Here is a 12,401-nt window from a genome sequence, read left to right as displayed (position 1 = left end):
CCTCCGCAACAATGCTGCGGGACAGACTAGTTCGTTTCCATCCTCGATTGAAGCAGCTTTTCCAGCTTCCTCAGTCGGCGGGATGCACGATTAATACGCGTATTCCATGAACACAGGCTCGATCGAGTCGCCCCAGCGCGTGTGGTAGGCCGACAGCATTTCCTCGGCGCTGGTGGTGCCGCGCGCAACCACCTCGTCAAGCGTATTGAGGAACGAGGTCTCGTCGTAACCGTCGCGGTTCTTCTTAGCCCGGTTCTTCAGTCCCATGCGCGAGATGCCGAGCACCTCGCGGGCGACCTCGCGCAAGGTGGTGTTGCGGAATGGCGCCGAAATGCCTTGCTCGGGCACGGCGTTGCGCATCGCCAGCGCTTCCTCGAACGTCCAGCTCGCGGTCAGCGTCTCGGCGGCGTCGAGCGCCTGCTCGTCATAGAGCAGCCCAACCCAGAAGGCCGGCAGCGCGCAGATGCGCCGCCACGGGCCGCCATCGGCGCCACGCATTTCAAGAAAGCGCTTCAGCCTCACGTCGGGGAACAGCGTCGACAGATGGTTGGCCCAGTCGCCCATCTCCGGCAGCCCGTCCGGTATCTCGTTGCGTGCGGCACCCGCCATGAACTGGCGGAAGGTGATGTGCGTCATGTCGTGATAACGACCGTCGCGGATGACGAAATACATCGGCACGTCGAGCGCCCATTCGACATAGTCGGCAAAGCCGAAATCCGGCGAGAAACAGAATTCCAGCATGCCGGAACGCTGGTTGTCGGTGTCGCGCCAGATGTCGCCGCGCCAGCTCTGCAGTCCGTTTGGCCGGCTCTCGGTGAAGGGCGAGTTGGCAAACAGCGCCGTCGACAGCGGTTGCAGCTTCAGCGACACCTGCATCTTGCGGCGCATGTCGGTTTCGCTCTCGAAGTCGAGGTTCACCTGGATGGTGCAGGTGCGGTACATCATGTCGAGGCCCTTGGTACCGACCTTGGGCATGTAGCGGGTCATGATCTCGTAGCGCGACTTCGGCATTTTCGGCGTTTCGGCCAAGGACCATTTCGGGCTGCCGCCAAGACCGAGGAAGCGGATGCCCATCGGCTCGGCGATCTCGCGCACCTGTGCCAGATGCGCGTTGCCCTCGCGACAGGTCTGATGGATCGATTCCAGCGGCGCGCCGGAAAGCTCGAACTGGCCGCCGGGCTCCAGCGAGATCGCGCCCTGGCCGGTCGGCTCGACCAGGCCGATGATGCGGCCGTCATCCATAATCGGATCCCAGCCGAGCTTGTGCTGCATGCCTTCGAGGATGGCGCGGATGCCGCGCTCGCCGCCATAAGGGACCGGCGCGTTGCCGTCGACATAGAAGGGAAACTTCTCGTGCTCGGTGCCGATGCGCCATTTCTCGCGCGGCTTGTTGCCCGCGGCCAGATAGTCGACGAGTTCGTCAACGCCTTCGATCGGCCGGGAATCGGTTGTGTCGCGCGCCATGAATAGCCCCTCAGCAGGCGGCCCGATGGCCGCCGGGGGCTAGATGGACGAAATGCCGGCAGCCGATCAAGCGAAAAATCCTGAGCCACAGGTCAACAGGATTTGAAGGTCGCTCACCGGGCCTCCTCTTGCAACAGATGGAGTCCTACCAGTCTCCAACAGTGGCCTGCATCACCGCCAGAGCGGCCACCGCCGCCGTATCGGCGCGCAAAATCCGCGGGCCGAGCGGGATGGCGCTGACGAAGGGCAGCGCCCGCAGCATCTTGCGCTCGTCATCTGAAAAGCCGCCCTCCGGCCCGACCAAGAGCGCGAGCTTTGTCTCGCGCAGCGCCTGTAAGGCCGGCAACGGATTGTTGGTCGAAGCGTCTTCGTCGCAGAAGATCAGCCGCCGTTCCTTGTCCCAGCCGGAGAGCAGCCGTTCGAATTTTTCGGCCTCACGCACCTCCGGGACGGCCAGGATACCGCATTGCTCGGCCGCCTCGACGACATTGGCGCGCAGCCGGCCGATGCCGGGCTTCGCCACCTGCGTGTGCTGGGTGATGACCGGCTGCAGGATGCCGGCGCCCATTTCGACCGCCTTCTGCACCAGATAGTCGAGACGGCCCTGTTTCAGCGGCGCGAAGCAGTAGACAAGATCGGGCAGCGGCGGCTGCGGCCGCTGTAATTCCAGAACCTTCAACCGGACCGCCTTTTTCGATTTGGCGGCGATCGCTGCCGACCATTCGCCGTCGCGGCCGTTGAAGAGAAGGAGCTCGGCGCCTTCGCCAAGCCGCAGCACATGCGTCAGATAATGGCTCTGCTGTTGGCCGGCATCGAATTCGAGGCCCGGCCCAAGGTCGTCCGGCACGAACAGCCGTTGCATCTTGTAATTGGCGCGCATCGCCGAGCAATGAGCGAGGCGACAGACGACGTCAAGTATCGGCGGAAGGATGCCAGACCGGCGTGAAACCCTGCCGCAAGACGGAAACACTGGTCGCTGGTGTCAGCAGCCGAAGAGGCTCGTCGGCGAGATGGTCGAAAGCTATGGGAGCTGCGTAGCCGGCGAAGGACCATTCGAGCGCATTGCCGGCGCGGATCGCATAGGCGGTGCTTCCACGGGCAATCATCGAACCATCCGGCAGCCTGCCGAGCTCTTGCGCGTTTACTGCCGGCGGCCGGCCGCCCGAGGCCAGTCGTTCCTTGTGCAGTCGCTTGTCGGCCATCGGCGCGCGGGGCTCCACGACGCCGAAGGCCGCGCCGAACCGGGCCACGAAATCGACCGCGCGTTCGCGTCTGCAGTAGAAGCAGGGCCGGTGACCGGCGGCCAGCGCCGTCACCTCGTCGAGGAAGAACAACTCCGTCCAGCCGGCCTTGCCACCGGGCCGGTTGCGGCCCATCGGCTCGCGCCGCACATTGCGGAACTGGCACACGCAGATGATCCAGGCCTGCAACGCCCAGCGCTTTTTCAGCAGTGTCTTTGTTTCGGGATCATGGATGATGCCGCGATTGCCGGTGAACAGGCCACGCTCGGGGACAGCATGGATAGCGCCGAACGGATCGACCCGGTTCTGCAGTGGCATAGTCTTCTCTCCCGCACGCATCTTGGCTGAAATACGGGCCGCATGATATCGCTCGCCTCAGCGTTTTCATGTCAGCAGGTTTTCGGTGCGGGTGCTGGTCGTGCAGAATTTCGACAATGAAGGCCTTGGCCAGATTGGCGCGGCGCTGGTCGAAGCCGGCGCCGATATCGACCTGCGCAAGCCTTATCGCGGCGAGATGCTGCCGGAGGACAGCAGCGGGCATGACGCGATCGTCGTGCTCGGCGGCGCGCAGAACGCGCTCGACGACGAAAAGTGCCCGTATTTCTCAGGTCTGCTCGACCTGACCCGCGACTTCGCCGACAAGGACCGCTCGGTGCTCGGCATCTGCCTCGGCAGCCAGTTGCTCGCCCGCGCCTTCGGCGGCTCGAACCAGATCGGCGGCGCCACCGAATTCGGCTGGCACCAGGTGTCGCTGACGCCGGCCGCGAAATCCGATCCGGTGCTGACGGCCTTGCCCGAAACCTTCCCGATCTTCGAGTGGCATGACGACACATTCGGCCTGCCGAAGGAGGCCGTGCGGCTGGCCGGCAGCTCTGTCGCTGCAAACCAGGCCTTCCGTCTCGGCCGTGCCGTCTACGGGTTCCAGTTCCACTTCGAGGCCGATACGCCGATGGTGCGTGACTGGAGCACGTCTTTCGCCTCGATGATCGCCGAGCGTCATCCCGACTGGAATGACCGGCTCGACGACGAGATGGCCCGCAATGGTCCCGGCGCTGATGCTGCCGGCCTGGCGATCGCCCGCGCCTGGGTGGCCACGATCTGATCACCGAACCTGTCGTGGGGTGAGGCGTGGCATAATTGGCACGCCTTGGCGCTTCCGCTTTGGGAAAACGCTCTTCTTTCTTGGTTTGTGTCCGGTCGCTCCTCTAAGAGGGCGCGCGCTTTGTATCGTCGTTGCAACCGCCATGAACCTTTTGTGTGATCCAGCCGACACACCGGCGAAACAGAATCTGCTTAGATGAGTGAAATCGACGAAACATTGAGACGCATTTTATCGTTTCAACGCATTGGTAACCGCCTCGTGCCCAGATGCTGAAAGCTTAACCAGAGATGACGTCCGTGAAAGCAGCTATCCTGTCTTTTGTCATGCTGTCTGCCATCGTGATCTGCGGCCTGGGCATCTATGCCGCCGACGCAGCCACCAACCACCGAGCCGTCGACGGCTATGGCGTCACCGCCTCGCTCGACTAAGGCGTATTGATATTCAGGTGATGCCGGCCTGCAAATGTCGGTTTCCTGCGCTTCCGGTGCTCACGTACTTCAAGTACGCTCCGCTCCGGTTCTCGGAAACCGACATTTTCGACTCGGCCTGACCTGAATCTCAACACACCTTAAGCCAAGCCTATTCAAAAGCCTGGAAGCACGCCGTGCCGGGATAGCGCTTAGAACGCTTTGCCCTGCACGGTGACGATTTGCTTGTCGTCTCCATCGACAGCCAGCGCGCTCAGCATGCCCGATTTCCAGGCCAGCGTATCGACGTTGACGCGATTGGCCCTGACCTCGGCCTCGGGCACGGGTGTGTGCCCATGCACGATCACTTTCGCAAAAAGCCCGCTGTGGTCGTGGAAGGCATCGCGGATCCAGATCAGGTCCTGCTGGTTCTGGCCGTCGAGCGGCACGCCCGGCCTTATCCCGGCATGGCAAAAGAAGAAGTCGCCGAAGGTCACGGAAAACGTCAGCGACTGCAGGAAGTCGACATGGCTGCGCGGCACCGCTTTCACCAAGGCCGCATGTCCCCGCCGCACGACTTCCGCCTTGCCGTGCCAATGAGTGTCGCGCGTGAGATCGACGCCATAGGACTGCGCCGTCTGGATGCCGCCATAATTCATGAACAGCCCGTCCGGCTCGCCATTGGCGAGAAACTCGAGCATGCCGAGGTCGTGGTTGCCGGCGAGCATGATGTTGCGCGGGTCGCGCTTCTTCGCCTCGATCAGGAAGTCGATGACGCTTCTGGAGTCCGGCCCGCGATCGACATAGTCGCCGAGATGGATGATGCGCCAGTCCGACGACGGCGCCCTGTATTCGAGCTCGCTCTCGATGCGGCGATGCATGGCGGTGAGCAGGTCATGGCGGCCATGCACGTCGCCGATGGCATAGAGCCGCATGCCGTCCGGCCCGCGCGCGTCGAGGTAATGGATACCGGATTCGGTCAAGGCTAGCGTTTTCCCGACAGGAAGCTGTGGCGGAACCTACCGCCGATCGGTGAACAAGGGCATAAGCGCGTTTCGCCGAAACGGCGAACCGCTCTCTCTTTTTTTGAAGCAATTCCGGACGGAAAACCGCTTCACACTTTTCCTGGAATTGCCTTAGCGATGCAACTGGTCCTTGCCCATGTCGGTCACCAGGCGCTTGCCGCAGAGCGCCAGCGTGACGTCCATCTCTTTTTGGATGATCTCCAGCGCTTTGGTGACGCCTTCCTTGCCCATGGCGCCGAGTCCATAGAGGAACGGGCGGCCGATATAGGTGCCCTTGGCGCCGAGGCAGAGCGCCTTGAGCACATCCTGGCCGGAGCGGATGCCGCCATCCATATGCACTTCGATCCTGTCGCCGACCGCATCGGCAATCTCTTCCAGCATCGATATCGACGACGGCGCGCCGTCGAGCTGGCGCCCGCCATGGTTGGAAACGACGATCGCGTCCGCGCCGGTCTTGGTCGCCATCAACGCGTCCTCCTTGTCGAGGATGCCCTTCAGGATCAGCTTGCCGCCCCAGCGTTCCTTGATCCAGGCGACATCTTTCCAGGACAGATGCGGATCGAACTGCTCCGTCGTCCATGAGCCCAGCGACGAGACGTCGCCGACGCCTTTGGCGTGGCCGACAATGTTGCGAAACGTGCGGCGCTTTGTACCGGCAATGCCCATCAGCCAGCGCGGGCGCATCGCGATGTTGGCGATGTTGGCCAGCGTCATCTTGGGCGGCGCGGACAGGCCGTTGCGGATATCCTTGTGGCGCTGTCCCAGGATCTGCAGGTCGAGCGTCAGCACCAGCGCCGAGCATTTCGCCGCCTTGGCGCGGTCGATCAAATTGAGCACGAAATCCTTGTCGCGCAGCACATAAAGCTGGAACCAGAACGGTTTCTTCGTCGCCGATGCGACGTCCTCGATCGAGCAGATGCTCATCGTCGACAGCGTGAACGGCACGCCGAATTCCTCCGCCGCCTGCGCCGCCAGCATCTCGCCGTCGGCATGCTGCATACCGGTCAGTCCGGTCGGCGCAAGCGCCACCGGCATGGCCACCTTTTCGCCGATCATGGTCGATTCCAGCGAGCGGTTGCTCATGTCGACCAGCACGCGCTGGCGGAACTTGATCTTGCCGAAATCCTCTTCGTTGGCACGGTAGGTGCTCTCCGTCCAGGCACCGGAATCGGCATAGTCGAAGAACATTTTCGGTACCTTGCGGCGCGCGAGGTCCTTGAGGTCGGCGATGGTGAGGATTTCGCTCATGGTGGGTCCCTGCTAGGAGCGCTTGCGTGTCGGTTCGATGTCGCCGGCTTCCGCGCGTTGCCTCAGCCGCAGCCGCGACACGCGTTGCCAGTCGCCGCTGCGCTCGGCTTCCGCCATGGAGCGCTCGACATAGGTGATGTGGTCCATGGCCGCCTTGCGCGCCGCGGCGGGATCGGCTGCCTTGATCGCGGCATGGATCGCCCGGTGCTGCTCAAGCAGCGCCTCGCGCGCGCCGGGGACGGTGAAGACCAGAAGCCGGTTCTGGAACACGCCTTCCGAGAGCAGCCTGTAGCAGGAGCGCAAAGTGTGCAGCAGGATCATGTTGTGCGCGCATTCGCACACCGCGTGATGGAACTCGATGTCGATCGTGGCTTCATCATCGAAGTCGCCTGTACGGTCGGCCTCGTCCATGCGCGCCATGATGCGGTCGAGCAGCGCCAGATCCTCCGGCGTCGCGCGCCGCGCCGCATATTCTGCCGCCACCGCCTCGATCTCGCGCCGGTATTCGAGATAGTCGGTCACCGCCTTGCGATGCGTGGAAATGAGATCCGTGACCGGCTTGGTGAAGAGCTGGCCGATGATGTCGGCGACATGCGTGCCGCCGCCGGCCTTGGTCGTCAGCAGCCCGCGGCCTTCCAGCGCCTTCAGCGCGTCGCGCAGGATCGGCCGCGAGACATCGAACTGGCGCGCCAGCTCGCGTTCGCCGGGCAGCCGGTCGCCGGTGCGCAGCACGCCTTCGAGGATCAGGCTTTCGATCTGCTGGATCACCTCGTCGGCGGTGCGCGAATGCTCGATCCTGGAGAAAATATCGCTCAACGCGGGGCGCCCGGGAATGGAAAGGATGTCGCGCAGATTAAAGCCTCTGTCGCCAACTGGTCAAATTATTTATCCAATTCGTCTCTACCAGTCGATTTCGACACGGCGCCCTCCGGCCGTCCTGCGTTAAACTTTGCTGTTTACGCGCTTCACCGATTGCCGCAAGACGACGTGACCACACGAGGGTCGAAACCAGGGGGACCAGCCGTGTCGGACGAAACGTCCAACCTCGAATTCCAGCCACGCGCCCAGGGCAGCGTCATGGGCTTTCCCGCGCATGAGGGCCGGCCGGGTGCGCTGGGTGAAGTGCATGCCCGCCCGCATCCGTTGGTCGAAAAACCGCGCGTCATCATCCAACTCTCCTTCATGACCGAGGGCGGCTCTGCCGTCGACCACGCGGTGCTGTCGGAACTGTCGCGGCGCCTCGGCATAGCCGCGCCCGAGCGCCATGCCCGCCACCATGCGATGAAATGGGGCAAGGGCACGCTGCGCTGGGAGCGGCATACCGAGTTCTCGACCTATCTCTGGGAAGGGCCGCTGTCGGAGAACGGCCGCGGCCAGGAGGATTCGCCCTTCGGCAACGGCTTCTCGCCGCCGGGCACGGTGATTTCGGGCATCAGGCTCGAGATCCGCAAGTGGACGCAGGCGAGCGAAAAGGTGATAGCCGGCTTCGATCCGACCAGCCTGTGCTATTCGCTGGTCGAGCGCGGGGCGGCGGCCATTATCACCGATTTCCGCCAGGACGGCGATGGCCTGACCCGCATGCTGGTGCTCGATCGCGGCCTGACGCCGGCCAGCACCGGCGCCTTGTCGCAGCGCTTGATCGACATCGAGACCTACCGCACGCTGGCCATGCTTGGCCTGCCTTTGGCCTTGACCTTGTCCGGTCGCGCCCGCCGCATCGAGGATCGGCTGGCGCTGACAACGCTCGAAATGAAGGCGGTCGAGACCCGCGACAGCCAGACGCTGCTTGCCGATCTCACCGAGCTTGCCGCCGAATTGGAGGCGGATGCCGCCTCCAGCCTCTACCGCTTCGGCGCCAGCCGCGCCTATGACGGCATCGTCACCGAAAGGCTGGAGGCGTTGGAGGAGGAGCCGGTGCAGGGCTACGACACCTGGGCGGGCTTTTTGCTGCGGCGCATGGCGCCGGCCATGCGCACCTGCCGCTCGGTCGAGGAGCGCCAGGCCAATCTGTCGCGCAAACTCACCCGCGCCACCACGCTGCTGCGCACCTGGGTCGATGTCGAGGTCGAGAAGCAGAACCGCGATCTGCTCGCTTCGATGAACAACCGCGCCCGGCTGCAACTGCGCCTGCAGCAGACCGTCGAAGGCCTTTCCGTCGCCGCCGTCTCCTACTATGTCGTCGGTCTGATCGGCTATCTCGCCAAGGGCGCCTCGGTCTTCGGTCACAGCTTCGCGCCGGAAGTCGTCACAGCCGCCTCCGTGCCGGTCGCCATCCTGCTTGTCTGGTGGGGCGTGCGCCGGGTGCGGATGATGCACTCCGAGCCGGCGAAGCATCCCGGCGAGTAGGCGCCAGCCTGCTTCGGCAGTCATTGGAGCGTAGCGGCAGATTGCCGCTGCGGAAGCCTGGAATTGCGCCTGCCGACGAGCGCGGCCAAAGCAGCGTTTGCAACAGTCGCGCTTCACTGGTAAAAGATTTTAACCAGTCAAGCGAAGAGGCTGCCCGATGTCCGGCCTAGCCATGCCCAAGCCAGATGCTGAGACGATGCGCCGGCGCGCCGAGATCGTTGCCGACATGCGCATTATCGTGCCGGGCGAGGGGGTTGTCGACGCAACCAACGAAATGCGCGCCTTCGAGAGCGATGGCCTGACCGCCTACCGGCAATTGCCGCTGGTGGTCGTGCTGCCGGAAACGGTCGCGCAGGTCTCGCGCGTGCTCAAATACTGCAACGACCGCAACATCCGCGTCGTGCCGCGCGGTTCCGGCACTTCGCTCTCCGGCGGCGCGCTGCCGCTGGAGGATGCGGTGCTTCTGGTTATGAGCCGCTTCAATCGCATTCTTCAAATCGACTATCCCAACCGCATCGTCGTCGCCCAGCCGGGCGTCACCAATCTCGGCATCACCACCGCCGTCGAGCAGGAGGGCTTTTATTACGCGCCTGATCCATCCTCCCAGATCGCCTGCTCGATCGGCGGCAACGTCGCGGAGAATTCCGGCGGCGTGCATTGCCTGAAATACGGGCTGACCGCCAACAACGTGCTGGGCATCGAGATGGTGCTGATGAATGGCGAGGTGGTGCGGCTCGGCGGCAGCCACCTCGACCAGGAAGGCTACGACCTGCTCGGCGTCATGACCGGTTCCGAAGGTCTGCTCGGCGTTGTCACCGAGGTCACTGTGCGCATCCTGAAGAAACCCGAGATGGCGCGCGCGTTGCTGATCGGTTTTCCGACCAGCGAACAAGGCGGCCAATGCGTCGCCGATATCATCGGCGCCGGCATTATTCCCGGCGGCATGGAAATGATGGACCGTCCGGCGATCCACGCGGCGGAGGATTTCGTCCATGCCGGCTATCCGCTCGATGTCGAGGCGCTGCTCATCGTCGAGCTCGACGGCCCGGGCGTCGAGGTCGATCACCTGATCGGCCTGGTCGAGGCGATCGCCTACCGCAACGGCTCGACCACCTGCCGCATCTCGCAGTCCGAGCAGGAGCGGCTGAGCTTCTGGGCCGGCCGCAAGGCAGCCTTTCCAGCTGTTGGGCGCATCTCGCCCGATTACTACTGCATGGACGGCACCATCCCGCGCAAGGAGCTGCCGAAGGTGTTGGCTGGCATGCGCGCGCTGTCGGAGAAATACGGCCTCGGCGTCGCCAATGTCTTCCATGCCGGCGACGGCAACCTGCACCCGCTGATCCTCTACGACGCCAATGTGCCGGGCGAACTCGACAAGGCGGAGAGCTTCGGCGCCGACATCTTGCGGCTCTGTGTCCAGGTCGGCGGTGTGCTGACCGGCGAGCATGGCGTCGGCGTCGAGAAGCGCGACCTGATGCCCGAGATGTTCAACCAGGTCGACCTCGACCAGCAAATGCGCGTCAAATGCGCCTTCGATCCAAACCACCTGCTCAACCCCGGCAAGGTATTCCCGCAACTGCGCCGCTGCGCCGAGCTGGGGCGCATGCACGTGCATCGGGGGCAGGTGGCCTTTCCGGACATTCCGAGGTTTTGATGGGGGTTCAAATTCGCGCGTCGGCGGTCTACGACGCCCCCTTCTGTCCTGCCGGACATCTCCCCCACAAGGAGGGAGATTGGCCGTTATCGCCGGTTTCGCCAACTTTCAAACTGGCAGGAATGAGCGAGGCGTCAACGCCGCTAATCTCCCCCCAAGTGGGGGAGATGTCCGGCAGGACAGAGAGGGGCGCGAAGGAACTCGACCTATCTCCGTCTCGGGCTTCGCCCGAGCCACCTCTCCCCCGCTTTGCGGGGGCGAGGAACCAGGTCTTTGCGTAATGACCACCTTCACCCCCACCACTTCCGCCGAAACACTCTCCACCGTCCAATGGGCGGCGGCCGAGGAAACGCCGCTCGAAATCCTCGGCCATGGCTCCAAGCGCGGCATCGGCCGCCCGCAACAGAGCGAGCACACGCTCGACCTGTCGAAGCTCACCGGCGTCACACTCTACGAGCCGGCCGAACTGGTGCTGTCGGCAAAGGCCGGCACGCCGCTCGCCGAGATCGAAACCCTGCTCGCCGAAAACGGCCAGCAATTCGCCTTCGAGCCGATGGACTACGGCCCGCTACTCGGCGGCGAGTCGGGCAGAGGCACGGTCGGCGGCGTGCTGGCTTCGAACGTCTCCGGTCCGCGCCGGCTGAAGGCGGGTGCGGCGCGCGACCATATTCTAGGCATCAACGCCGTTGCCGGTCGCGGCGAGGCTTTCAAATCTGGCGGCCGCGTCGTCAAGAATGTCACCGGCTACGATCTTTCCAAGCTGATGGCTAACAGCTGGGGCACGCTGGCCGTGCTGACCGACGTCACCTTCAAGGTTCTGCCGGCCGCCGAGACCGAAGTGACCCTGGCAATTCGCGGTCTGCTCGACGATGCCGCTGTCGCCGCCATGGCGCTGGCGCTCGGCTTCAGCGCTGAAGTATCGAGCGCGGCGCATCTGCCGGAGCGCATTGCCGCGCGGGTTGCCGGCGGCAGGCATGGCAGCGATGCCGCGACGCTGCTGCGCGTCGAAGGATTTGGACCTTCGGTCGTCTACCGCATCGAGGCGCTCAAGCAATTGCTCGGCAAGGCCGGGCCGCTGGAGGAAATCGCCGGCGAGGCGTCGGAGACGCTTTGGCGCGACATCCGCGATTGCCGGCCCTTCGCCGATGGCGGCGCGCGGCCGGTCTGGCGCGTCTCGATGGCGCCGTCCGAGGCCCATCACATGGTCATGGCGCTGCGGATGCGGGCGGCGGTCGACGCCTTCTACGATTGGCAGGGCGGGCTGGTGTGGTTGTCGATGCGCGAGGACGATCCGGAAGCCGATCTTTTGCGCGGCTTGATCCGCAAGCATGGCGGCGGCCACGCGACGCTGGTGCGCGCGTCGGCCCCGCATCGCGCGGCGCTGCCCGTCTTCGAGCCCCAGCCGCCGCACCTCTCCGCGCTGTCGACGCGGCTGAAAGCCGAATTCGACCCGAAGCAGATACTCAACCCCGGTCGCATGGGAGGCTGATTGTATGCAGCGTGGCAGCGCAGACAATCTGGACGCATCCGTACCAGGCAATGGGCTGGTCAGGCTGACGAACGCAGCAGTGATGATCGGCTTCCTCGTCTGCTTTCCATTCGCGCTGCTCGGTGGTGCCATTGCCTGGTATCAGGCAGGGCGCGCGCGAGGCTGGCAAGCTGGCCACTATCAAGTGGCACGGCGAACGGTGGCCGTGGGTATTTGCGCTTTGCTGGCGTTTGCTGCTGCCCTTGCGATCGTTCTGTTACTGGCTGGCGAAGATTTCATCGCCGATTTCGTACTGACTACCTTGCCGTTGCTGCTTGTCCTGGTGATCTGGGGCGTTGTCCGTTCGATCCGCTGCCTGAATCTCGCGTTCGGATCCGAGCCTGTCGCGAGGCCGGCAAGCTGGGGCTTCCTGCCGTAGGATTGTT

Annotated in this window: 12 protein-coding genes; 6 read left to right on the top strand and 6 right to left on the bottom strand. The window is 64.0% G+C overall.

The window, feature by feature from the left end; genetic code table 11:
• Positions 1-90 precede the first annotated feature (90 nt).
• The 3 genes from AB6802_RS15830 to AB6802_RS15820 all read right to left on the bottom strand — a co-directional run bounded on the left by AB6802_RS15830 (position 91) and on the right by AB6802_RS15820 (position 3,023).
• The gene (locus AB6802_RS15830) at positions 91-1,464 is read right to left on the bottom strand and encodes a glutamate--cysteine ligase (RefSeq protein ID WP_371011068.1); all 1,374 of its coding nucleotides are present in this window, start codon (positions 1,462-1,464) and stop codon (positions 91-93) included.
• Between the two features lie 145 nt (positions 1,465-1,609).
• A complete protein-coding gene (locus tag AB6802_RS15825) occupies positions 1,610-2,344 on the bottom strand; it encodes a 16S rRNA (uracil(1498)-N(3))-methyltransferase (RefSeq protein ID WP_371011067.1) in 735 nt (244 codons plus the stop codon).
• Between the two features lie 31 nt (positions 2,345-2,375).
• A complete protein-coding gene (locus AB6802_RS15820; RefSeq protein WP_371011066.1) occupies positions 2,376-3,023 on the bottom strand; it encodes a hypothetical protein in 648 nt (215 codons plus the stop codon).
• 85 nt (positions 3,024-3,108) lie between these two features.
• Here AB6802_RS15820 and AB6802_RS15815 point away from each other — a divergent pair, with 85 nt between their 5' ends.
• Positions 3,109-3,807 carry a type 1 glutamine amidotransferase gene (locus AB6802_RS15815; protein ID WP_371011065.1) on the top strand — a complete coding sequence of 233 codons (699 nt, stop codon included), beginning with the start codon at positions 3,109-3,111 and terminating at the stop codon, positions 3,805-3,807.
• Positions 3,808-4,103: 296 nt separating this feature from the next.
• Positions 4,104-4,235: a hypothetical protein gene (locus AB6802_RS15810; protein WP_371011307.1), complete on the top strand. Its 132-nt coding sequence runs from the start codon at positions 4,104-4,106 to the stop codon at positions 4,233-4,235.
• A 191-nt stretch (positions 4,236-4,426) separates the two neighbouring features.
• On the opposite strand, the gene AB6802_RS15805 is transcribed toward AB6802_RS15810, so the two are convergent.
• The 3 genes from AB6802_RS15805 to AB6802_RS15795 all read right to left on the bottom strand — a co-directional run bounded on the left by AB6802_RS15805 (position 4,427) and on the right by AB6802_RS15795 (position 7,303).
• Positions 4,427-5,197, bottom strand: a complete 771-nt coding sequence (locus tag AB6802_RS15805; protein ID WP_371011064.1) for a metallophosphoesterase — start codon at positions 5,195-5,197, stop codon at positions 4,427-4,429.
• A 153-nt stretch (positions 5,198-5,350) separates the two neighbouring features.
• Complete coding sequence (locus AB6802_RS15800; protein ID WP_371011063.1) at positions 5,351-6,487, bottom strand: L-lactate dehydrogenase; 1,137 nt, start codon at positions 6,485-6,487, stop codon at positions 5,351-5,353.
• A 12-nt stretch (positions 6,488-6,499) separates the two neighbouring features.
• Positions 6,500-7,303 carry an FCD domain-containing protein gene (locus tag AB6802_RS15795; RefSeq protein ID WP_371011062.1) on the bottom strand — a complete coding sequence of 268 codons (804 nt, stop codon included), beginning with the start codon at positions 7,301-7,303 and terminating at the stop codon, positions 6,500-6,502.
• Positions 7,304-7,510: 207 nt separating this feature from the next.
• Between AB6802_RS15795 and AB6802_RS15790 the strand changes: the two genes are divergently transcribed.
• The 4 genes from AB6802_RS15790 (at position 7,511) to AB6802_RS15775 (ending at position 12,394) form a co-directional block, all read left to right on the top strand.
• Positions 7,511-8,833 carry a DUF3422 family protein gene (locus AB6802_RS15790; protein ID WP_371011061.1) on the top strand — a complete coding sequence of 441 codons (1,323 nt, stop codon included), beginning with the start codon at positions 7,511-7,513 and terminating at the stop codon, positions 8,831-8,833.
• 157 nt (positions 8,834-8,990) lie between these two features.
• A complete protein-coding gene (locus AB6802_RS15785) occupies positions 8,991-10,487 on the top strand; it encodes an FAD-linked oxidase C-terminal domain-containing protein (RefSeq protein ID WP_371011060.1) in 1,497 nt (498 codons plus the stop codon).
• Between the two features lie 280 nt (positions 10,488-10,767).
• A complete protein-coding gene (locus AB6802_RS15780; protein WP_371011059.1) occupies positions 10,768-11,976 on the top strand; it encodes an FAD-binding protein in 1,209 nt (402 codons plus the stop codon).
• Positions 11,977-11,980: 4 nt separating this feature from the next.
• On the top strand, positions 11,981-12,394 hold the full coding sequence (locus AB6802_RS15775; protein ID WP_371011058.1) for a hypothetical protein: 414 nt from the start codon (positions 11,981-11,983) through the stop codon (positions 12,392-12,394).
• Positions 12,395-12,401: the final 7 nt, after the last annotated feature.

The sequence above is a fragment of the Mesorhizobium sp. RCC_202 genome (assembly GCF_041355295.1).
Taxonomy (GTDB): domain Bacteria; phylum Pseudomonadota; class Alphaproteobacteria; order Rhizobiales; family Rhizobiaceae; genus Mesorhizobium.
This window is presented reverse-complemented; position numbering and strand designations above follow the sequence as displayed.